Genomic DNA, 21,997 nt, shown 5'->3' on the forward strand with positions numbered 1-21,997 from the left:
ACGGCGGTCTACCGAGGCGCGGAACCCACGAACGCACTGGCCGGTACGCCGGCAGCGTAGGTCACGCAGACCTTCACCAGTGCGCGCTGGTCGACGGGAACGGCGAAAAGGAAATCGGCCGTGGTAGCGGCGCCCGGCGGAAGGCTGTCGGGAAACGAACGACCGTCCGAATCCGGTCGGCCGGAGATGGGCAGTTGCTCGGCACCCACGGACATGGCCACCTGCACTGATTGCAAGTTCATCGTGTCGGGAGTGTCATTTCTCAGGACCACGCTGACGCGAAGGGCCGGGACCGCCTCCCCATCCTGGACCACGCCGGCGGTGACCGATCGCAGTGGTTCGAGGCCGAAAACCACCCCGGGCACGGGCGCGACCGGCTCAGTCAGCGACACCGGAGGCAGCTCAGCCAGGGGCTTCACGGCAACGGGCTCTATCAAGAGCTGCGTCTCGGAACCGGCCGACGTGAGCGTTCCAGCATCCGGCGGAGCGGTCACCGGTACTGTGCTGAGCCCGCCGTCCACAGCGGTCTGGCGGGACGTCTCCCCGGTCGCGCCGGCCGGTGGCGCCCCGCCGGAGCCGGCGACTTGGAGGCTCGCCGCGAACAGCACGACGGCAACGCCGACGAGTAGGACGACGCCGCCGCCGGCCCCCCACCGGCGCACGCGGGCTTCACCGCTGGGGGTGTCGGGTGTGGGCATGGTCGGGTATAGGCATGTCGGGTTCCTGCCGCTGAGGCCGTTTCGGGTCGGCTCACCAGTCGGTTCGCTGGTCCTGACATTTAGGCACGGTCCCGCCCCGCTGCCAAGGCCTTCGCCACGGGTTGCGGCGGGCTACCCGGCGAAACGGTCGGTGGCGTCCAGCAAAGCGGCGCGGATGCCCGGTTCCTCGAACGAGTGGCCGGCATCCGGAATCATCTGGAAGTCGGCCTCCGGCCAGGCCTGGTGCAGCGCCCACGCCGTGAAGGCCGGCGTGCACATGTCGTAGCGGCCCTGCACGATGACGCCGGGGATGTCCTTCAGCGTGCCGGCGTCGCGGATCAGCTGTTCCGGTTCGAACCAGCCCTTGTTCATGAAGTAGTGGTTCTCGATGCGGGCGAACGCCACGGCGAAGGCCGGTTCGGTGAACCGTTCGATCGTCTCGGGGTGCTGCAGCAGGGTGATGGTGGACGACTCCCAGGTGGACCAGGCCACACCCGCGCGTTCGCGCACCGACTGATCGGGGTCGTGCAGCAGACGGCTGTACGCCTCGATCAGGCGGCCGCGCTCGGCGACGGGCACGGGGGCGATGAAGCCCTCCCAGAGATCGGGGTAGATGGCCGCGGCGCCGCCCTCGTAGAACCAGTCGAGCTCGATGGGCCGGAGCGTGAAGATGCCGCGCAGGACCAGTTCGGTGACCTTGTCGGTGTGGGTCTCGGCGTAGGCCAGAGCGAGCGAGCTTCCCCAGGAGCCCCCGCAGACGAGCCACCTGTCGATGCCCAGGTGCTCACGCAGCCGCTCGATGTCGGCGACCAGGTGCCAGGTTGTGTTATGCGTCAGATCGGCATCCGGTTCGCTGGCGTGCGGGGTGCTGCGCCCGCAGCCGCGCTGGTCGAAGAGCACGATGCGGTACTTCTCCGGGTCGAACACCCGGCGCTGGGTGGGGCTGGATGCGCCACCCGGGCCGCCGTGCAGGTACACCGCCGGCTTGCCGTCCGGGTTGCCGGAGACCTCGTAGTAGAGGGTGTGGCCGTCGCCGACGTCGAGCATGCCGGTGTCGTACGGTTCGATCTCGGGGTAGAACTCTCTCATGCATCGAGCCTACGACCCGGGTCGGGGCCGCGGGGGTGAGGCTCGCGGCGCACCGTCGACACGGGCGCCACGAGCATCCGTCGCGGCTCAGGCGTCTCGGCGTTTGAGCAGCACAGCGGCACCGGCGAGCGCCACGGCCACCCAGCCCAGCACGACGAGGATGTTCTGCCACGGCTCCAACGGTGGGGACGCGAGAAAGCTTGCCGTGCCCGCGTTGGAAAGCACGTACGGCAGGAGGTCCGCCACCCACGTCGCCGGTATGAGCTGCAACACCGTGGGGAGCAGCAGGATGATGCCCAGCGCCGCGGCGATGCCGCCGGCGCTGCTGCGCAGGATCGTGCCGAGCCCGAGGCTGAAGACCGCGACCAGCGACAGATACAGCGCGGCGCTCATCAGCGGGAGGAACAGGTCCGGATCGGCGAGGCTGGCCGAGATGCCCTTGCCCGACATGATCGGCGAGGCCACCAGGTAAGAGCCGACGACGCTGATGAGTCCCACGACGTAGGTGCAGACGAACAGCACGACGGCCTTGGCCGCCAGGACGGGCAGCCGACGGGGAACCGCCGTCAGGCTCGAGCGCACCATGCCGGTGCTGTACTCGCCGCTGATCGAGAGCACGCCCAGTACGGCGACGACGAGCTGGCCGAAGATGATCCCGAAGGTGGACACCTGGATCATCCAGTTAGCCTGGTCGGAGGCCGGCACCTGGGTTCCCTCGAGGGTGAGAGTGCTCGACATCAGCAGCGCCATTCCCAGGGAGATGACGATGACCGTGGCGTAGGACCAGATCGTGGAGCGCACGGTGCGGAGCTTGATCCACTCGGAGTTGAGCAGGCCGCCGAAGCTGAGGCCTGAGCCTGAGGCTACGAAGGGGTGGGTGGTGGCTGGTGCGTGGGGAGCCACTGTCGTGGTCATCGGACACTCTCCTGGAGGTCGGCCGCGCGGTGCTCTGCGGCGGGGTCGTCGGCGGAACCGCCGGTGCGGTATTCGACGTCGTTCTGGGTCAGGGCCATGTAGGCCTCTTCGAGAGATGCGCTAATGGGGGTGAGCTCGTGCAGCGCGATGCCGGCGCGGGCGGCCTGGTTGCCGATCTCGGCCGCAGCCACCCCGGAGATCTCCAGCAGGTCGGCCTCCGACTGCGTCACGGTGACGTCTGGGCGCTGGAACAGGGCGGCAAGCTCGGGTGCGTAGGGGGTGCGCACCCGTACCGTATTACGGTTGGCGGCACCGATGAGGTCGGCCACCGGCGCATCCGCGATGACCCGGCCTCGGCCGAGAACGATGAGGTGGTCGGCGGTGACGGCCATCTCGCTCATGAGGTGTGAGGACAACAGGATGGTGCGGCCCTCGCCGGCGAGGTGGCGGACCAGATTGCGCACCCACTGCACACCCTCGGGGTCGAGCCCGTTGACCGGTTCGTCGAGGATCAGCGTGGCGGGGTCGCCGAGCAGGGCCGCGGCAATGCCGAGGCGCTGTCCCATACCGAGGGAGAAGCCGCCGACGCGCTTGCGAGCGACGGATTCGAGCCCGGTGAGTTCGATGACCTCCCTCACCCGGCTGGCCGGGATGGAGTGGGTGGCGGCCATGGCGAGCAGGTGGTTGTAGGCGCTGCGACCGGTGTGGATCGCCTTGGCGTCCAGGAGCACGCCGACCTCGCGGAGCGGTGCCTTGTGCTCGCGGTACTGCTTGCCGTTCACGGTGACCAAGCCGTGACTGGGCCGGTCCAACCCTACGATCATGCGCATGGTGGTGGACTTGCCTGCACCGTTCGGGCCGAGGAATCCCGTCACCCGGCCGGGCTGCACCGTGAAGTCCACGGAGTCGACCGCGGTCTTGCTTCCGTAGCGTTTGGTCAGGGACTGTGCCTGGATCATCCGGTTCCTCTTCCCGTCGTCTGCGGGAAAAGATGCATGCCGCATCGTCCCCCACAGACGAGAGTAGGCGCACCGGCTGGGCGCAGCATCCGTCGAGCGGATGGTTGTGCCGCATCCGGCCTCATCCTCGCGCCCGACCCACCCCCAGTCCGGGGGCGGCTGCGGTCAGGGGCGGCGGGCCGGCTTCTCGGGGACGGGGACGGTGCCGGCAGCACGCTGATCGCGGTAGTACTGCCGGGCCTCGACCTGACGTTCACGCTCGGCGCCGGTGGCGATAGCCGCCCGCAGGTGCTCGGGGGCGTAGCCGAACGCGTTGACCAGGTCGAGGGCATGCGGACGCAGCCGGGCGATGATGCGGTCGATGTAGGCGGTCACGGCCTGCGCGCGCTTGCCGGACATGCGCCCGTTGATGAGGTACCAGGCCGCGTGCTCCTCGATCAGGCGCAGGCCGAAGAGGTCGCGCAGCCAGGTGAGCACCTGCCGGGTACCCGCCTGGCTGGTCGACTCGACGGCGCGGGTGAAGGCCTCCCACTGCAGAAGCTCGGCGTGGGCGCGCGCGGCCTCGATCAGCTCGTTCTGGTGGCTGTTGAAGAGGGCGGCGGCCTCGTTCTTGGGCAGCTTGTGCGCGTTCCGCAGCGACTGGGCGATACCGGCGATCATGGTCTCCACCCGGTCGGTGAGCAGAGCACGCTGGGTGGCGGCTTCCCGGAGCGCCCCGATGCTGCGAGCCGTTGAGCCCCGATCGATGACGGACTGGCCCAGTCGGCGCAGCCCGGAGCCGTGGTACGCGCGTTCGGCGGTCTGTTGCACGACGTAGCGGGCGAGGACGCCGGCATCCGCACCGGCGAACTTACGGTTGCAGTCGGTGAGCAGCCGCTTGGCCACCAGCTGGAGCAGAACGTTGTTGTCACCCTCGAAGGTGGCGTAGACATCGAGGTCGGCCCGGAGACCCACCAGCCGGTTCTCGGCGAGGAAGCCGGCGCCACCGCAGGCCTCGCGCGCCTCCTGCAGAGTGTCCAGCGCGTTCCAGGTGGACAGCGGCTTGAGCGCCGCCGCGAGGGTCTCCAGGTCTTGCCGGTCGACATCCGTGGCCGCGGCGCCGCTGAAGACCTGGTCGAACTTCACCAGGAACTCATCGTGCGCGAAGGTCTGCGCGTACACGGTGGCCAGGCGCGGGATGAGCCGGCGCTGGTGGCGCTGGTAGTCGAGGATGACCTCCTCGTCAGTGTCGCTGCCCGCGGTGAACTGGCGGCGTTCGCTGCCGTAGCGGATGGCGATGGTCAGCGCCACCGCGGACGCCTGCGTCGCGGCCCCGTCAAGGGACACCCGCCCCTGCACCAGGGTGCCGAGCATGGTGAAGAACCGGCGGCCGGGGCTGCCGATCGGGCTGGTGTAGCTGCCGTCTTCGGCCACGTCACCGTAGCGGTTGAGCAGGTTGGTGCGCGGAACGCGCACCTGGGTGAAGTGCAGCCGGCCGTTGTCGATGCCGTTCAGGCCGCCCTTGAGACCGTCGTCCTCGCCGCCGATGCCGGGCAGGAAGGCGCCGGTGTCATCGCGGAGCGGCACGTAGAACGCGTGCACACCGTGGTTGACGCCGAGGCTGATCAGCTGGGCGAAGACCACGGCGGCGATACCGTCGTTGGCGGCGTTGCCGAGGTAGTCCTTCCAGGCCGCGCGGAACGGGGTGTGCAGCACGAAGTCTCCCGCCTCGACGTCGTAGGTCGCGGTGGTGCCGATGGCGGCGACATCCGACCCGTGGCCGGTCTCGGTCATCGCGAAAGCACCGGGTACGGCGAGGCTCATGATGCCGGGCAGCCACTTCTCGTGGTGAACCGTGGTGCCCAGGTGCAGGACGGCGGCGCCGAAGAGACCCCACTGCACGCCGGCCTTGATCTGCAGGCTCGGGTCGGCGGTGACGAGTTCCTCGAAGCCGGCGATGTTGCCGCCGTGGTCATCGGAGCCGCCGAGCGAAACGGGGAACGCGCGGTGCACGTGCCCGTTGTCCGCCAGGATCTTGAGTTGGTCGAGCACGCGGAGACGGTGGTCGGCCATGGACTGGCCCTCGATGCGCTGCAGGTCTGGACGGGCGGTGAGTTCGCGGGCCTTCAGGCGCACGTCGGCCCAGGTGCCGAGCAGGGTGTGCTGCAGGGCGGGCAGATCGATGCGCGGGGCATCCGGGTCCCCCGCGACGCGGACGGGGCCGGTGTCGGTGTCGACCGCGGAGGGCCGGGATTCAGTGGGGCGCTGGGCAGTGTCAACCATCATTCGTCCTTACGTCTTCGCGCGGGCTGGTGCGGTTCGACCACGTTAGGTCGGGCCGGTCTGCAGCGGAAATAGTGCGTGACGGGGCTACAAAGAAGGGCTCGGGCCACCGCGCTCGGACTGTAGCTCTTCTACAAGAAGGCGGTGCCTCCACCTGTGATGGGCGACAAAGACCGCCGCGCACCACGCGGGTCCTGCCCGTGGGCGGATGATGACTCGGCGGCAAAACAGGAGATAGTGAGTTTACGAGGACGATCGCGGCGATTGCGTCCTGAAAAACTCACTATCGCCCGATAATCGGACGCCCCACGGTCCGGGCTGGGTCAGGCGTTCGCGGCGACGACCTCGAGGAGGGCCTCGCCGTAGGAGTCGAGCTTCTTGGCGCCGACGCCGGGGATGCCGTCGAGGTCGGCCAGGGTGCGTGGCTTCGCCGCCGCGACCGCAACGAGGGTGGCGTCGCCGAAGACGACGTAGGCGGGAACGCCCTGCTCCCTCGAGGTGGTGCTGCGCCAGGCGCGCAGGGCCTGGAACAGGGTCTCCTGCTCGGGGCTGAGCTCGGCGAGCCCGGCCTTGGCGGTTGCAGCGCGGGCGGCCGGGGTGCGCTTGAGCGGCCGGTCGGGTTCGCTGCGGAGCTGCACGGTGCGGGTGCCGGCGAGAACCTCGGCCGCGGCCTCGGTGAGGATCAGGGTGCCGTACTCGCCGGAGGTGGCGATGAAGCCCTGAGCCAGCATCTGCCGCACCACACCGCGCCACTGCTGGTCGGTGAGGTCGGCTCCGATGCCCCAGGTGGCGAGCTGCTCGTGGTGGTGCTGGGTGGTGCGCGGGGTGGTCTTGCCGCGCAGGATGTCGATGAGCTGGCCGGCGCCGAAACGCTGGTTGCGCTCGCGCAGCAGCCGCACGATCGTGGAGAGGAGCTTCTGGGCGGGCACGGTGCCGTCCCAGGCCTCTGGCGGGGTGAGGCAGGTGTCGCAGTTGCCGCACGGCTCGCTGGCCTGACCGAAGTAGCGCAGCAGGTTGACCCGGCGGCAGTGCACGGTCTCGCAGAGGGCGAGCATGGCGTCCAGGTGGGCGCTCATCTTGCGCCGGTGGGCCAGGTCGCCGGGCGACTCGTCGATCATGCGGCGCTGCTGCACGACGTCCTGCAGGCCGTAGGCCAGCCAGCCCGTGGAGGGCTGGCCGTCACGGCCGGCCCGGCCGGTCTCCTGGTAGTAGCCCTCGACGGACTTGGGCAGGTCGATGTGCGCGACGAAGCGCACATCCGGCTTGTCGATGCCCATGCCGAACGCGATGGTGGCGACGATGATGACGCCCTCCTCGCGGAGGAACCGGGACTGGGTGCGGGCGCGCAGGCCCTGGTCGAGACCCGCGTGGTACGGGTAGGCGTTCAGGCCGTTGGCGCGGAGGAACTCGGCAGTCTGCTCGACGGTCTTGCGGCTGAGCGCGTAGACGATGCCGGCGTCGGTGGGGTGCTCGGCCTTGATGAAGCTGAGCAGTTGCTTGCGCGGTTCGTTCTTGCCCACGATGCGGTACTGGATGTTGGGCCGGTCGAAACTGGCGACGAAGTGCTGGGCCTGCCCCATCTGCAGTCGCTCGGTGAGTTCCTTGTGGGTGGCGTCTGTGGCAGTGGCGGTGAGCGCGATGCGCGGCACGTCGGGCCACCGGTCGGCCAGCTCGGACAGCGCGAGGTAGTCAGGGCGGAAGTCGTGCCCCCACTGGGACACACAGTGGGCTTCGTCGATGGCGAACAGGGCGATGGTGCCGCGGTCGAGGAACCGCTTGGTGGCCTCGTTGCTGAGCCGCTCCGGCGCGACGTAGAGCAGGTCGAGGTTACCGGCGAGGTAGTCCCGCTCCACCTGGCTACGGGCGGCGGAGTCCTGGCTGGAATTGAGGAACGCGGCGCGGACGCCGACGAGGGTGAGCGCATCCACCTGGTCTTGCATGAGTGCGATCAGCGGGGAGATGACGATGCCGGTGCCCTCGCGAACGAGCGACGGGATCTGGTAGCAGAGGCTCTTGCCGCCACCGGTGGGCATGAGCACGACGGCGTCGCCACCATTGATGAGCTGGTCGATGATCTGGGCCTGCTCGCCGCGGAAGGAGTCATAGCCGAAGACGGTGTGCAGGGCCTCAGCGGCGGTGGCGAACTTGGCGGTCGCGCGCTTGGGGGGCGGCGGGGCGAGGAGCGTGGCGCCGCCGGCGGGCGGGGCGTAGTCGCCGAAGTCGACCGGGCCGGCTCCGGCCGGGGTGGATGCGCCCTGTCGGGCGGCGGGCACGGCGGAGCCGCCCTGACCGTAGGGGTCCGGGGGCGGTGGGGCATCGAAGTCGTCCGGTGGCTCGAACTCGTCAGGATCCCACGGTATCTCGGCGTTCCAACTCACCCGCCAACTCTACCCGCGCCCGCCGACGCCGCCGGGCGGTAACCCACGACCTGTGGGCGGCCGCCCGGCGGTGCTCGTCACCGGGCGGCACTCCGCGGAGCGCGAAGGGTGAGGAGGGCGTCGATCACGATGAAGACCAGCAGGCTGACGCCCACCAGCGGGAAGAGCAGTCCGACCGCCAGGGCTCCCGCGATGACGGCCAGCACTCCCCACCAGGGTGCGCGAGCGAGCGCACCGGCCAGGGCGGGCGTTCCCATCCGGGCGGTGCCGCGAGTGGGGCGGCGTTTCCACCACATCAGGTAGCCCCAGCCGACCATCGCTGCCAGGCCAAGGGCGGTCGCGATGAGGATCAGCTGGTTGGCCAGGCCGAACATGGTGCCCATGTGGGTGTCGATGCCCCAGCGGGTGAGCTTGGCGGCCAGGTTGAAGTCGGCAAAGTCGACCCGGTCGGTGACCCGGAGGGTGCTGCCGTCGACGGCGACGGAGTCCACCTCGGTGGGGAAGCTGCGCTGGATCTCCTGCACCACCCAGGCCTGGCCGGCGGCGGACGGCGGACGGATCTCGACGAGCCCGGTGTTCACGTTGACGGTTTGCGCCACGGCGAGAACCGCGTCGAAGGTGGCTGGGTCGATGACCGCCGTGGACGCCGTGGCGGTGCCGTGCCCGGCGTGCTCATCGGCCAGCGCGGGCACAGGCTGCCCGAGGTCGGTGGAGATCGAGGGTGTCCCGAGGTTGAGCGCGGCCCGCAGGTCGGAGACGTTCTGGCCCGCGTACTGCGACCAGGTGATGCCCGTCGCCGAGAGGAACAGGGCGCCGACCAGAAGCCAGATACCGGTGGAGGCATGCCAGCTGAACAAGCGGCGGTATCCCCTGGCCTTGTTGTTGGGCCGCAGCAGGTCCTTCTTGGCACGAACCCGGCGGATGCGGATGACCCACATGGCCCCGCCGGCCAGGACCACGACGCCGAGCCAGCTCGCGGCGAGCTCGCTGTAGAGGCGACCGAAGTCGCCCAGGTGCAGGTTTCGGTGGAACTGGTCGATCCAAGTGCGCAACGGCAGCACACCGGTGGTGCCGTAGGCGGTGAGGTCGCCCCGGACCTCTCCGGTGGCGGGGTCGACGAAGATGGCCCGGGACTCGCTCTCGCCGAGGCCCTCGGCGGTGAACATGACCCGGGTGGTGTCGCCGTCGTTGGGCGCTGGGCGCACGGCCACGAGGGCACCCTCGTCACCGACGACGGCTTGGGCGGCTTCGATCTGGTCGGCCAGCGGCAGGGTCATGTCGGAGACCGGCGCGTGCAGCTCGTGCGCGTAGATGGTCTGCTCGAGTTGTGGGGTGGCGGCGTAGAGGGCGCCGCTGAGGGCGGCGACGAGGATGAACGGGCCGACCAGGATGCCGGCGTAGAAGTGCAGGCGGAGGAGGAACGCACCGAACCAGGGCTGTCTGCTGGGTGGAGTCACTGGCTGGTCAGGGGTGGGCGGCGGGGTGTCTCCGGTGTGGAGGATGGTGGTCATGAGAGGTCCTTGGAAGTGGTGGAGAGAGTGGTGGTGCCCGACCAGACCGACCGACGGTCCTGGACGGGTCAGCGAGACTGGTCGCGGGGTCTCGACAGGCTCGACCGACGAGATAGTCGCGACCATGAGACAGGTCGCGGGGTCTCGATGCTCCTATAGATGTCAAGCCGCGATGGGGGTGTGTTTTTCGAGTTCGTGGCGGTGTCGGATGCTGATGAGGATTTGGAAGATCTCGCGGGCGACGTAGCGTTTGAGCATGCGCATGGCTTCGCGTTTGGTCTTGCCGCGGGCGAGGGATTTCGCGACGTAGTCGCGGGTTTGTTCGTGGGTTTTCATTCGGACCATCACGATCCGGTACGCCGCTGAGTTGCCTTGCCGGTTACCGCCCCGGTTGAGGCGATGCCGGTTCGTTTTGCCCGACGATGCCGGTATCGGTGCTGTTCCGATCAGGTGCGCGAACGCGGACGCGCTCTCAAGCCGGTCAACGTTCTCACCAGCGACGATCAACATCGTCGCGGCCACGTCAGGTCCAACACCGTGCACTGGAGCAGTTCCGGGGCGTGTTCTTTCACGATCGCCCAGGCGTTTCATGAGGCTGTCTGCCTCGACCAACAGCTCCAAGTAGCGTTTGCCGAGGCAACGGAGAACGTTCGTCGTTTCCGTCATCACGAGGTCATCAGCAGCCCGTCTGGGCAGTTTGAGCACAGCGTGGCCAACTTCTTTGCCTTCACGTGAGCCAGTACCAGTCGCAGCTCCGCGGGCGCGCTCACGATCAGGCCCTGGAGCTGGTTCATGCTCTCCGTGCGCTGCTTGACCAGTAACCGCCTGGACGTGCGCACCACCGTAACGCTTCAACGAAGCCGTCCTGAACCTTCGGGACGCGGTCGCGACCTCGTTCAACACCGCACGGGCAGCGTTGTAAGCATCGATCGTGTCGGTCTTGCCCCGCAGACGCCGCAGTTGCTTATCCGGGGCGATCACATCGATCACCGGGATCCCGCGCGAGTGAGTCCGGGTCAATCCCGCGCCGTAAGACCCGGTCCCTTCAACGCCAGCGCGACCAATCCGGCCAACGTCAGTGGCCCAACCAATGAGCTCGCGGTAGCCGGCAGGGGTGGCGTCGAACTTCCGGTCGGTGATCTTCTTCCCAACGTGATTGATCACCGCCGCGTGGTGAAAATCTTTGTGCGTATCAATGCCGAGGACAAGATCTTTAGTGGAATACGTCATGCTGAATACAGCCCTTCTAACTAAGGGTCAGTGTTCAGGGGCGCCGTCAGACAAGTCAGTGAAGAGGCTGGAGCCAAGCTCCTATTAGGTCATGGTGACGTCCCTGAACACGACCAAACCATCGTGCGTTCAGGGGGCTGGACACCGGGCGACGCATCGAGACAAAGACAACCGCAGCGTCAGACAGGCTCAGAGTCAGACCAGACCAACCCCCTACAACCATCATCACTGACAGGCTCGACCGACGAGATGGTCGCGACCCTGAGACAGGTCGCGGGGTCTCGACAGGCTCGAGCAACGTGTGGTCGGGTCAGCGAGATAGGTCACCTCGGCAAGATGGGTCGGACAGCGGGACGGACCCGCCGGACGCGCGGTGCGGGACTGGCGGGACTGGCGGGACTGTCGGGACTGTCGGGGCCTAGGAGACTGCTGATTTAGATGGCTGCGGTGGGCCCGGCGAGTCGGGGGCCCGTTTTTTGAGTCGGGTGTGGTCGTGTTTGGGCTGCTTGCGGGATCGATTCGGTGTCGCGAGTCTGGCCAGTAGAAGGTGGTCGTCGGGGTCGGTGTGAGGGCTGGGGTGTCTGCCCTGCCTGGGGTCTTCAGCCAAGTGCCCAAACCCCGTTCTGGCTGGTGAGGCCAAGGCTCAGGAGTCGTTTCAGGTTGATCGCGGCGGCGCGGTTGTTCCACCAGGCGTGGTTCTTCACGACGCCGCGGTAAGGGACTCGTCTCGCGCCGCGAGTCATCCATGCGATCGAGCGTTCAACCATCGGCCGGTGCTGCCGGTAGACGGCTTGAAAGTCAGGGTCCAGCGCGCGTGCGCGGTGCTCGCGTTGGATCTGCTGCTGCGGATGCAAAACCATTTTGCGACCGTCGACGGCGCTCGTGCACTGGGCTCGGAGCGGGCAGCTCGCGCAAACGGCGCCAAATGTGACATTACGTTTCACGGTGATCGGTCGGGTGTTCCCCGCAGGACACGTCACCGTGCGCTTAGCTTCGTCGATGCTGAAGTCATCGATTGTGAATCCGCCCGGAACCGCCCGACTCAACGGCATCGGTTTGATGATCGGAACATGCCCGGCCGCGGTGACCTCGGCGAGGAGGTCCCCGCTGCCGTAGGCAGAATCACCGAGGACCTCGACCGTGTCCGAGCCGATGCTCGTGTCAGCGGCCACCAGGGCCGCGCCGCGGGCCGCGTCACTGTTCTTGGGCCCGGACGCTTTCGTCAACACGGCCGCGGTCACCAGACCCGTATCGGGCTCGATCGCGATGTGGGCTTTGAAACCGTCTTGCTTCTTCTCCCGGCTCTTGTGCGCGTGGCGGGCGTCCGGGTCAACGGTCGAGATCACCCGGTCCGGCGCGACCTTCCGCGCGATCCGCCACCGCCCATCCGAGCCATCGGACCCCTCAGCCGGCTCGACGTCCTGGCCCGCGACGAGGGCGAGCAACGCGACCGTCTCCTGCTGCGAGTCGGTCAATGACGTCGTGTCGATTGCCGCAAGCAACGCCAGGGCGTCGGTCACGAGGCGGGAAACGAGTTCGTCCCTGGCCGCCTTGTCGTCCCAGGCGATGTCGGGCTTGCCGGGCTTCTCGTAGTCATGGCCGGGCAGGCCGGCCACGATCATGTCGGCGCCGGGGATCTCCCGACCGACCCGGCGGATCTGCGCGACCAACTGCGTCACCGTGTCCTGGCGGGCGACCGCGTCATCCAAAATCGTGGAGTCCAACGCCCGCCGCTTCCGACCCGACAACGCCCCAGAACCGGCAATAACCTCGGCGACGGCGTCGAAAATTCGGTGCGGGCGGGTGCTTGCCGCGAGGCGGCGTCGCCAATACGTCAACACCGTCGGGTGGAACGATGTTTCCGTCAACCCGAACCCGCAGGCCGCTTTCCACCGCAGATCAAACGTGACGGCTTCCGCGGTTTCCCGGTCCGATAACGAGTGCAGGGTCTGCAGCACCATCACCGATGCGATCACGTCCGCGGGCGTCGAGGGCCGGCCACGACCCGACGGAAACAGGTCCGCGAACGCGTCATCCGGGAACAACTCGTGCCGGTGCTCAGCGAGAAAAGCGAACACCGACCCCGCCGGCAACATGTGCCCAGCGAACACACCGACATCCAACAACTGACGCTGACCATCATCACGACCCTGCATGAATCAAGTCTTAAACACCTCCGCCGAAACCAACAAAGGCGCGCCTTAAACGCCCCGATAAATCAGCAGTCTCCTAGGGGGCCTAAGGGGTGGGGCGGCGGCGCAGGAGGAGGAGCGTGACGCCGATCGCGATCAGGATCGCCACGAGGGCTCCCCCAATCCAGAGCAGGTCGCTGCCCTGCACGGCCGAGCCGGCACTGTCGTCGGCGGCGTCAGACGTCGCCGCACCCGTGTCGGCGGCCCCGGTTCCTGCCCCACTCGTGGCGCAGGTGGGCGCGGTCGCCGAGCCCTCACCGAGCACTTGGCTCGGATCGGGCTGCCAGGTGAAGGTGAACCTGTCGGAAATGGCATGCCCATCGGTCGACACCGTCTGCCACACCACCGTGTACTCCCCAGGCTGGCCGAGCTGCACCTCGGCCTCGAGCGTGGGCCCGAAGACCGTGGCGCAGCCGTCGCCGTAGTAAAGCGGCGCATCCGTCGGCCCGCTCACCTGCATGGCGCTGCCCGAACCCTCGCCCGAGAGGTCGAGCAGGTTGTCGTTGGTGGTGATCTTGATCGCACCGGGCTGTTCGGTGACGACAGACCCGGGCGCCGGGGAGATGTTCACCACCGAGTTGTGCGCGAACGCCGGGGCAGCGGAGGCTCCCAGCGTCGCGCCCACGACGACCAGAGCGGTCAGCGTCGCACGGCCGAGCACGCGAATGGCCGAGGGACGGCGTCGGAGACCGGCCGCGGGTGTTCCGCGGCGTGCGGTGAGAGGACTGCGAGCCATGGGCAGTCCTACGCCGCGTTCTTGCGACGGGAAGCGACGGCCACCACGAGTCCGACGGCGCCCACGACGAGTCCGCCGATGCCCAGCAGGCGGGCCAGCACGTCGTCGGAGGCGGTCGTGGTGCTCGCGTCGGCGTCATCGGCCGTCGCTTCGGTGCCACCGTGGCCGTGGCCGGCCTCGGCTGTTGCCTCGGTCACGACGAGGGCAGGCGCCGGGTGCGCCGGCTCGGCCTCGCCCTCGACTGTGGCGTCGCTCCAGCTGGTGGAGCCGACCTCACAGGTCTGCAGCACGGGGAACGACAGCGTCTCGCCGACGGCATCGGCCGGGATCTGCAGGCTCAGGGCGAAGGTGGTGCGGTAGCCGTCGGCAAGGGGCGCGTCGGCCGTGTAGGTGACCTGGCCGACCCGGGTCGTGATGGTGTCGCCCTCGCCGTCCTCGAGCGGGGTGGCGAGGTCGACGGCCACCTTGGCCGCGGTCCAGCCGGGGTTGATGGTGGGGGTGACACTGGTGATGGTGTCGGGAATGTCGATGGTGATGCCTGTGGTGGAAGAGCCGTCGCAGCCGTGGCCGACGGAGAAGGTGAGCAGGCTGTAGGAGCCGGCGGCGGTCGAGGACGGTTCAACCTCGACGTGGGCGCTGGCCGCCAACGGGGACGACAGGGCAAGCAGGCCGGCACCGAGGAGCGTGGTGGCGGCGAAGACGGGTGTGGAGAGCTTCATGGATAGTCCTTGGGATCGTGGCTGGTCGCCCCGGCTGCGGACCGCTCAGAACGACGGGCAGGCAGGGTCGACAAAAATGGGGGCACAACGTCGGAAGGCCTGAGGCAGACCTCAGGCGACGAGGCGCACCGGCGGCCCACGGTGCCGCATGGGACTGAGCAGAACGAGTTGGTCGCGGGGCGGCAACCAGGCCGAGACCGCCACGATGGCGCGCGGGATGCCGGGCACCGGCGTGAGCGCGATGACACGCACAAGAACGCCCAGGGCCACCTTCAGGGTGGTGAACAGGCTCCAGAAAGCGCGCTCACCGAACCGGAGCGCCAGCACGGTGACGACCGCGGCAAGCACGTGGAAGATCGGCATCATGAGGCCGTGGCCGGCCGCGGACATGGCAGCGGCCTCCCCAGGCATCAGCGCGACAGCCTGGCCCGCGGCGTGGGCGTGGCCCGCCGGGGCATCCGCGACGGCCAGCTGCCCGCCTGCGCCGCCGAAGGAGAACAGGCCGTGGAAGATCACCTGGCTGATCAGGACCGCGAGGGCGAGACGCCAGGTGGAGAGGGTACGGCCGGACAGCGCGATCGAGACAATGCCGGCGAAAGCCAGGGAGACCACGACGGCCAACAAGCCCGGAACGGCGCCGCCGCCCAGCGTGTGCGACAGTGCGGCGACGAATGTGGAGAAACCCGCGACGATCCACCCACGGGCGAAGCGCGCCCAGCGTGTGGTCATGATTCTCCCTCTACGAACGTGCATCGAATCTATCAGGGCCACGGCATCCAGGTGCCTCACGGGCAACGTCCCGGCGCGGTCAGGCAGAATGGGAACCGTGATGGCAACGAAACGGCACCCGGCAACCTTCCTCGGCGCGGGAGTCGCGGCGACCATCCTGTTCCTCTCGGGCTGCGCCGCCAATGAGGCCGGCGACGAGCCGAGCGACCTGGCCGGCACCCTCGACGGCGCCGGATCGAGCGCACAGGCATCGGCCGAAGACGTCTGGATCTCCCAGTTCCAGCGCACGAACGGCAGCGTCACCATCAACTACGACCCCACCGGGTCCGGCGCCGGCCGCGAGCAGTTCATCGGCGGCGGCGTCGACTTCGCCGGATCCGACTCCGCGCTCAGCGACGATGAACTGGCCGGCTCCTTCGGTGCCTGTGCGCCGGGTTCCGCCGCCATCGATCTGCCCGTCTACGTGTCCCCGCTGGTGCTGGTCTACAACGTCGACGGGGTGGAGTCGCTGCGCCTGGACCCGCAGACCATTGCGAGCATCTACTCCGGGGCCATCACCCGGTGGAACGACCCGGCCCTGGTGACCCTGAACCCCGACGCCGGTCTGCCCGACGAACCCATCTCCGCGGTGCACCGCTCGGACGACTCCGGCACCACGAAGAACTTCGCCGACTACCTGTACCAGAACGTGCCGGATGTGTGGACGAACGAGCCCGCCGACGCCTTCCCGTACCCGGGCGAGGGCGCGCAGGGCAACTCGGGGGTGGTGAGCGCCGTCGCCAACGGGCGCAACACCATCGGTTACGCGGATGCGTCGCGCGTGGGCGACCTGTCGGTGGCCGCACTCAAGGTGGGCACCGACTTCGTCGACTACTCCACAGAGGCCGCCGCCGCGATCATCGACGAGTCTCCCCTGGTGACCAGGGACAACCCCCATGACCTCGTGGTGGACGTTGATCGCACGTCGACGGCAGCCGGGGTGTACCCGCTGGTGCTGGTGAGCTATCTCATCGCGTGCGAGGAATACCCCGACGCCGACCAGGCCGGGCTCGTGTCCGCGTACCTGGGGTACGTCGCCAGCCCTGAGGGCCAGAACGCCGCCGCCGAGAGCGCGGGATCGGCCCCGTTGTCTGCGGAGTTCTCGGCCCGGGTGCTCGACGCGATCGACAGCATCCGCTGAGCCGCAGCTGAGTACCGAACGGCAGATGGATATCTGTGGAGCGTCAGACGATGCCCCACAGATATCCAGTAGTCGTGTGCGCTGTCACCAACCCGAATTGTGAGGACGCACCCGAACCAGGAAACCGTACCGTATCCCGGTCGGCGACACGTGAAGGATATTCTCGGCCAGACCCACCGCCTGGGCGCGACACGCCGGTTAACCAGCAGCAGGGCACCCCCGAAACGGAGGATGCCCTGCTGTGGTGTGCGGCGGTGTTACAGGTTCGCCAGAGCGGTGATCGACGCGTCACCCGGCGTGGCCGTGGTGAAGCTGGAGTCGATCTCGGCCCGGTCGAGCAGGTCTTCCATACGACGACGACGCTGCTTGGGGATCAGCGTGACGACGGTACCGGACTTGCCGGCGCGACCCGTGCGGCCGGCGCGGTGCAGGTAGGTCTTGTACTCGTCGGGCATGTCGGCCTGGATGACGAGGTCGATGTCATCCACGTGGATGCCGCGGGCGGCGACGTCGGTGGCGACGAGCACGTTGACCCGGCCGCTGGTGAGCATCTGCAGGTTGCGGGTACGGCGGGCCTGGTTGAGGTCACCGTGCAGGCTCGTGGCCTTGACGCCGGCGTCTTCGAGCTGGTCGGCGAGCTGCTCGGCGTACGCACGGGTGCGGCTGAAGATCAGCGTCTTGCCCTGGCGGTCGACGAGCTGGCCGATGATGGAGGCCTTGTCGCGGTGCTCGATGAGGAGGACCTTGTGGTCGATCGTGCTGGAGGCCTGGTCTTCACCGGCGACCTCGTGCACGGCCGGGTTGGTCAGGAACTCCTTGACCAGCGAGGCGACACCCTTGTCGAGGGTGGCCGAGAACAGCAGACGCTGGCTGTTCTTCTTTGTCAGGCGCAGGATGCGCTGAACCGGCTCGAGGAAGCCCAGGTCGCACATGTAGTCGGCCTCGTCGAGAACCGTGATGACAACCTCGGACAGGTCGAGACGACCCTGCTCGACGAGGTCCTCGATGCGGCCGGCGGTGCCGATGATGATGTCCACGCCGCGCTGGAGGGCGCTGACCTGGCGGTACTGCGGAACGCCGCCGTAGATCTGGGTGGTGAAGAGGCCGACGCTGCGGGCGATGGGCTGTACGGTGCGGTCGATCTGCAGGGCCAGCTCACGGGTGGGGGCCAGGATGAGCGCGCGGGGCTTGCGGGCCATCTTGCGGTCCTTGGCGCCGTTGTTCTCCATGAGCTTCTCGATCATGGGGGCGGCGAAGGCGATGGTCTTGCCGGAGCCGGTCTTGCCACGGCCGAGCACGTCGCGGCCGGCGAGCACATCGGGGATGGTCGCGGCCTGGATCGGGAACGGGCTCGGGGCGCCGAGCAGGGCGAGCTCGCGCACGATGTTGCCACCGAGGCCGAGGTCGCCGAACGTCACGCCGACAACATCCGCTGCGGTCGTGGCGATGGCCTCGAGGCGCTCGAGCACCACGTCGTCGCCGGCGGCGAACTTGGGCTTGGAGTCGCGGTCGGGGTAGAAGTTACTGGAGTGACCGCCGTCGTTCGAGCGGTCGTTGCGGGCCGCGCGGTCGTTGCTGTACGCGGGACGCTCGCCACGGGCCGGACGGTCGTTGTTGTACGACGGACGGTCGGTGCGGGCCGGGCGGTCGCCGTAGGACGGACGCTCGGTGCGGGCGGGACGGTCGGAGTTGTACGACGGACGGTCGTTGTTGTAGGCCGGGCGGTCGGTGCGCGGGGCGCGGTCGCCGTAGGAGGGACGGTCGCCACCACGGGCGGGACGGTCAGAGTTGTACGACGGACGGTCGTTGTTGTAGGCCGGGCGGTCGGTGCGCGGGGCGCGGTCGCCGTAGGAGGGACGGTCGCCGCCACGGGCGGGACGGTCGTTGTTGTAGGCCGGACGGTCGGTGCGCGGGGCGCGGTCGCCGTAAGACGGACGATCGTTGTTGTACGACGGGCGATCGGTGCGCGGGGCACGGTCACTGTAGGACGGACGCTCGCTGCGCTGGCCGCGGTCGCCGTACGAGGGACGGTCACCACCACGGTCGTTGCGGTCGTTGTTGTAGGCCGGACGGTCGTTGCGCGGGGCACGGTCACCGTAGGAGGGACGGTCGCCGCCACGGGCGGGACGGTCGTTGCCCCGGTCATTGTTGTAAGCAGGACGATCCGTGCGCGGGGCGCGGTCGTTGTAGGCGGGACGCTCGGAGCGGCCGGCTGCGGGACGCTCGGTACGGTTGCCGTAAGCCGGACGGTCGCCGTAAGCGGGACGGTCGGAGGAGGAGCGCTCACCGGAGCGCGCGGCGCGCTCGTCGGCGTTCCAGCGCTGCTTCTTGGGGGCGCCCTCGTCAGCGCGGTATCCGCGGTGTCCGGGGCTCTTGCTGCCACCCTTGGGTGCGCCCTTGGGGCCGCCCTTGGAGTAGCTCGGGTCGTAGTTCTTGGCTGCGCGGCCGACGGCCGGCTTCTTGCTAGTAGGCATAGAAGTATTCCTGGGTTGTGTTGAGTACATGGCAGAACAACGCCGCACAGCGACGCAACCTGAGAACCCGGGCAGTCTATGGCCGGGGCCGTTCACATACAGTGATTTTTCACCAGCGGATTACTGGGAAACCGGCCCATCCTGACTTACAAACCCATCCGCGCACACAATAAAACACGCGGTGTCAAGAGCCGACTTGTCTACGTTACCTGATCGAGTCCCAAAAGTCACGGATCACTTCGTCCCGCGCTCGACCACGGCCGCCGGCGCGATTCGGTGCGGACGGCTTGATCGGGCACAATCGAGCAATGCTCTCTTCCGATCTGCCCCTGCGCGCGACGGGCTCCCGTGTCAAGACGGCGATCTGGCAGCCTCGACTCCTTCAGGCCGCAAAGACCGCTGTGGCGGTCGCGATCGCCTGGAAGCTGGCCCCCTACATGCCGGGCGTCGCCAACGACTACCCCTATTACGCACCGCTCGGTGTGATCGTGGCCAGCTTCCCCACCCTGATGGGCTCGATCAAGAACGCCGCGCAAACGCTGGCCGGGCTCGTGATCGGCATCGCGCTTGCGGCGGCGGTGATCATCTTCAGCGAACCCAGCGTGCTCACCGTCTCCCTCGTGGTGGGCATCGGGATCCTCTTCGGCGGCATCCGCCAACTCGGCGCCGGGCGAGACTATGTGCCGATCGCGGGGCTCTTCGTGCTGATCGTGGGCGGACCGAACGCGGACGGCTACTCGATCGGTTACGTGTCGCAGATGAGCCTGGGCATCGTGGTGGGACTGGCGGTCAACCTGCTCGTGGCGCCGCCGCTGCGGGTGACCGCCGCGGTGAAGGAGCTGTCCAGGCTGCGGGGCGCGCTCGGGCGGCACCTCGACACGCTGGCGGATGCTCTCGACGCGAACTGGCCGCCCGAGGAGGGTGAGTGGTCCACGCAGGGTCAGACCCTGGCGAGCACCACGAAGGCGGTGCGCCACGCGCTGGCCGAGGCCGACGAGAGCCGGCGGATCAACCCGCGGGCGCGCATCCGGCCGCATGACCTCAGCACCGACCACGACGACCTGGCGGCGTTGGAGAACGTGACCTTCTATGTGCGTGACCTCACCGACGTGCTCGCCGGGGCCGCCTGGGGAACGCCGGTGCCGGTGGACCTGCCGGCCGTGCTGCGCCCGCCGTTGAGCGCGGCCGTGCGGGCGACGGCCGCCGTGGTGATCGAATGGGACACCGGCGCCACGAGCCTCGACACCCTGCACACGGCAGAAGAGGCGCTGGCCGCCGTGACCCGGGCCGTGCACGACCACCGGGAGCTGGGCGCCGACGCCGTGGTGGCGGCCAGTGCGGCCGTACTCGACCTCACCCGGATGCTGGCCGCCCTGAGACCGGGCATCGAGCGCGACGCCCCTCCCGCCTCAGCGCGCGGCTGACCGGCCGGGGCCCACGACGCGCCCGGGCCGGGGCCGGCTGGGGGCTGGATTAGCAGGGCCGAGCGGACCAATCTATTCTCGGGAGTACCCGCACCCAGCGCATTCAGGAGCACCCGTGAGCACCGGTCGCCGCACCATCGGACTAGGCTCCCGACGCTTCATCATTCTCTCCGTCGCGCTCGTTGGCGGGATGGCCGTCGTGGCCGCGGCGTTGCTCGGCGGATTGCACTGGAACCTGCGCCCGGTGGCGCCCGCCCAGGCCGGCGGCACGGCCAGCGAGGTCGACACCACGGCCGTCGTGGGCATCCGCACCTTCGTGGCCCCCGGCGACGCCGTGATCGACGAGGACGTGGTCTATGCCACCGAACCGGACGGCACCCAGCTCACCCTCGATGTCTGTTCACCGCCGGCGACCGTCGCACCGGAGACAGATAGCGACGCCGCCCGAGATACCGGGGACGGAGAGGCTTCGAGCGCGGACGTCGGCGCGGGGGCGAGCGCGGACGTCGGCGCGGGGGCGGTTGATGGCGGCTCAGGGATATCGGCGGGTACCGATCCGACCGTGTCGCCGGAGGCTCCCGACGAACCGGCGCTGCTGCCGGCCGTGCTGTCAATCCACGGCGGCAGTTGGGCTCGCGGCGACAAGGCCAACAGCGACTGGCGCAATGTCTGCGAATGGCTCGCAGCGGAGGGGTTTGTGGGGTTCTCCGTCAACTACCGCCTCGTGCCCGCGGTGTCCTTCCCCGCGGCCATCGACGACCTGGGCCGGGCCGTCGAATGGATGCGCGCGAACGCGGGCAGTTACGGCGTGGACCCCGACCGGATCGGGGCCTTCGGCGGCTCGGCCGGCGGCAATCTCGCGGCGCTGCTCGGCGCCAGGGGCCGTGGGTCGCTCACCGAAGGGGCTCGGGTCGCGGCCGTCGCCGAACTCTCCGGGCCCGTCGACCTCAGCTACGAGGGCATCGTCGTGTCCGGTGGCTCGTCGGGTCTCGAGCGGATCGTGCTCGACTACCTCGACTGCGCGTCGCTGCTGGATTGCCCGGCCGCGAGGGACGCCTCGGCCGTCAGATCGTTGGACCGCACGGACCCGCCGGTATTCATCGGCACCAGCACCGAGGAGTTCATCCCGCTGAGCCAGTCCACCGGGTTCGCCGCGGACCTCGATGACCTCGGGATCGTCAACCGTCTCGTCACGGTGCCCGGCAGCCTGCACTCCATCGGCATTCTCGATGCCGGCATGCGGGCCGAGGTGGCTGCCTTCCTGCACGCACACCTGGGGAGCTGACCGCCGCTCGGGGCTTCGCTGCACCTCGTACGGCTGGGCGCGCCCGCTATAGCGGGCGCGGGCGCCGAGAGGGGGCGCGGTGAGCGTCGCGGGTGCGGGCGCGCGCGGTTGCGGATGCGAAGCGGGTCACGAGGTCTCCTAAGGAAGTGCGCTTCCGCCGACCACCCGGGCGCGAAGCGCCCCCACAGCTCGACAAGCTCGACCGACGTGCGGGGC

General features: G+C 68.7%; 16 protein-coding genes. 3 read left to right on the top strand and 13 right to left on the bottom strand.

What is annotated here, in order from left to right:
* Positions 1-8: 8 nt before the first annotated feature.
* From KY500_RS13870 to KY500_RS13925, 12 genes are all read right to left on the bottom strand, one after another.
* Positions 9-698, bottom strand: a complete 690-nt coding sequence (locus KY500_RS13870; protein WP_219901035.1) for a hypothetical protein — start codon at positions 696-698, stop codon at positions 9-11.
* Between the two features lie 132 nt (positions 699-830).
* Positions 831-1,787 carry a prolyl aminopeptidase gene (pip, locus tag KY500_RS13875; RefSeq protein WP_219901036.1) on the bottom strand — a complete coding sequence of 319 codons (957 nt, stop codon included), beginning with the start codon at positions 1,785-1,787 and terminating at the stop codon, positions 831-833.
* Positions 1,788-1,874: 87 nt separating this feature from the next.
* The gene (locus tag KY500_RS13880; protein ID WP_219901037.1) at positions 1,875-2,702 is read right to left on the bottom strand and encodes an ABC transporter permease subunit; all 828 of its coding nucleotides are present in this window, start codon (positions 2,700-2,702) and stop codon (positions 1,875-1,877) included.
* Positions 2,699-3,661 carry an ABC transporter ATP-binding protein gene (locus tag KY500_RS13885; RefSeq protein ID WP_219901038.1) on the bottom strand — a complete coding sequence of 321 codons (963 nt, stop codon included), beginning with the start codon at positions 3,659-3,661 and terminating at the stop codon, positions 2,699-2,701. The genes KY500_RS13880 and KY500_RS13885 overlap by 4 nt, the downstream gene beginning before the upstream one ends.
* A gap of 165 nt (positions 3,662-3,826) precedes the next feature.
* The gene (locus KY500_RS13890; RefSeq protein ID WP_219901039.1) at positions 3,827-5,923 is read right to left on the bottom strand and encodes an acyl-CoA dehydrogenase; all 2,097 of its coding nucleotides are present in this window, start codon (positions 5,921-5,923) and stop codon (positions 3,827-3,829) included.
* A gap of 323 nt (positions 5,924-6,246) precedes the next feature.
* On the bottom strand, positions 6,247-8,301 hold the full coding sequence (recQ, locus tag KY500_RS13895; RefSeq protein WP_219901040.1) for a DNA helicase RecQ: 2,055 nt from the start codon (positions 8,299-8,301) through the stop codon (positions 6,247-6,249).
* Positions 8,302-8,378: 77 nt separating this feature from the next.
* The gene (locus KY500_RS13900; RefSeq protein WP_219901041.1) at positions 8,379-9,812 is read right to left on the bottom strand and encodes a PepSY domain-containing protein; all 1,434 of its coding nucleotides are present in this window, start codon (positions 9,810-9,812) and stop codon (positions 8,379-8,381) included.
* A 162-nt stretch (positions 9,813-9,974) separates the two neighbouring features.
* Complete coding sequence (locus KY500_RS13905) at positions 9,975-11,042, bottom strand: transposase (RefSeq protein ID WP_219901042.1); 1,068 nt, start codon at positions 11,040-11,042, stop codon at positions 9,975-9,977.
* A 599-nt stretch (positions 11,043-11,641) separates the two neighbouring features.
* A complete protein-coding gene (locus KY500_RS13910) occupies positions 11,642-13,198 on the bottom strand; it encodes an IS1182 family transposase (protein WP_219900421.1) in 1,557 nt (518 codons plus the stop codon).
* A gap of 82 nt (positions 13,199-13,280) precedes the next feature.
* On the bottom strand, positions 13,281-13,970 hold the full coding sequence (locus KY500_RS13915; RefSeq protein WP_219901043.1) for a copper resistance CopC family protein: 690 nt from the start codon (positions 13,968-13,970) through the stop codon (positions 13,281-13,283).
* Positions 13,971-13,978: 8 nt separating this feature from the next.
* On the bottom strand, positions 13,979-14,689 hold the full coding sequence (locus KY500_RS13920; protein ID WP_219901044.1) for a YcnI family protein: 711 nt from the start codon (positions 14,687-14,689) through the stop codon (positions 13,979-13,981).
* Between the two features lie 111 nt (positions 14,690-14,800).
* Positions 14,801-15,418 (bottom strand): hypothetical protein, encoded by a 618-nt coding sequence (locus tag KY500_RS13925; protein WP_219901045.1) that lies wholly within the window; start codon positions 15,416-15,418, stop codon positions 14,801-14,803.
* Between the two features lie 100 nt (positions 15,419-15,518).
* Here KY500_RS13925 and pstS point away from each other — a divergent pair, with 100 nt between their 5' ends.
* Positions 15,519-16,598: a phosphate ABC transporter substrate-binding protein PstS gene (pstS, locus tag KY500_RS13930; RefSeq protein ID WP_219901046.1), complete on the top strand. Its 1,080-nt coding sequence runs from the start codon at positions 15,519-15,521 to the stop codon at positions 16,596-16,598.
* A gap of 257 nt (positions 16,599-16,855) precedes the next feature.
* Here the strand turns inward: pstS and KY500_RS13935 are convergent, their stop codons facing one another.
* Positions 16,856-19,072 carry a DEAD/DEAH box helicase gene (locus tag KY500_RS13935; RefSeq protein WP_219901047.1) on the bottom strand — a complete coding sequence of 739 codons (2,217 nt, stop codon included), beginning with the start codon at positions 19,070-19,072 and terminating at the stop codon, positions 16,856-16,858.
* Positions 19,073-19,380: 308 nt separating this feature from the next.
* Here KY500_RS13935 and KY500_RS13940 point away from each other — a divergent pair, with 308 nt between their 5' ends.
* Positions 19,381-20,496: an aromatic acid exporter family protein gene (locus tag KY500_RS13940; protein WP_219901048.1), complete on the top strand. Its 1,116-nt coding sequence runs from the start codon at positions 19,381-19,383 to the stop codon at positions 20,494-20,496.
* Positions 20,497-20,611: 115 nt separating this feature from the next.
* Positions 20,612-21,781, top strand: a complete 1,170-nt coding sequence (locus KY500_RS13945) for an alpha/beta hydrolase (RefSeq protein WP_219901049.1) — start codon at positions 20,612-20,614, stop codon at positions 21,779-21,781.
* Positions 21,782-21,997: the final 216 nt, after the last annotated feature.

The sequence above is a fragment of the Cryobacterium sp. PAMC25264 genome (genome assembly GCF_019443325.1).
Taxonomy (GTDB): Bacteria; Actinomycetota; Actinomycetes; order Actinomycetales; family Microbacteriaceae; genus Cryobacterium.

Coding starts and splice junctions, on each gene's coding strand:
- KY500_RS13940 (WP_219901048.1), top strand. CDS start 19,381: ATGCTCTCTTCCGATCTGCCCCTGCGCGCGACGGGCTCCCGTGTCAAG.
- KY500_RS13880 (WP_219901037.1), bottom strand. CDS start 2,702: ATGACCACGACAGTGGCTCCCCACGCACCAGCCACCACCCACCCCTTC.
- KY500_RS13920 (WP_219901044.1), bottom strand. CDS start 14,689: ATGAAGCTCTCCACACCCGTCTTCGCCGCCACCACGCTCCTCGGTGCC.
- KY500_RS13910 (WP_219900421.1), bottom strand. CDS start 13,198: ATGCAGGGTCGTGATGATGGTCAGCGTCAGTTGTTGGATGTCGGTGTG.
- KY500_RS13870 (WP_219901035.1), bottom strand. CDS start 698: ATGCCCACACCCGACACCCCCAGCGGTGAAGCCCGCGTGCGCCGGTGG.
- KY500_RS13885 (WP_219901038.1), bottom strand. CDS start 3,661: ATGATCCAGGCACAGTCCCTGACCAAACGCTACGGAAGCAAGACCGCG.
- KY500_RS13900 (WP_219901041.1), bottom strand. CDS start 9,812: ATGACCACCATCCTCCACACCGGAGACACCCCGCCGCCCACCCCTGAC.
- KY500_RS13890 (WP_219901039.1), bottom strand. CDS start 5,923: ATGGTTGACACTGCCCAGCGCCCCACTGAATCCCGGCCCTCCGCGGTC.
- KY500_RS13935 (WP_219901047.1), bottom strand. CDS start 19,072: ATGCCTACTAGCAAGAAGCCGGCCGTCGGCCGCGCAGCCAAGAACTAC.
- KY500_RS13925 (WP_219901045.1), bottom strand. CDS start 15,418: ATGACCACACGCTGGGCGCGCTTCGCCCGTGGGTGGATCGTCGCGGGT.
- pstS (WP_219901046.1), top strand. CDS start 15,519: ATGGCAACGAAACGGCACCCGGCAACCTTCCTCGGCGCGGGAGTCGCG.
- pip (WP_219901036.1), bottom strand. CDS start 1,787: ATGAGAGAGTTCTACCCCGAGATCGAACCGTACGACACCGGCATGCTC.
- KY500_RS13915 (WP_219901043.1), bottom strand. CDS start 13,970: ATGGCTCGCAGTCCTCTCACCGCACGCCGCGGAACACCCGCGGCCGGT.
- KY500_RS13905 (WP_219901042.1), bottom strand. CDS start 11,042: ATGACGTATTCCACTAAAGATCTTGTCCTCGGCATTGATACGCACAAA.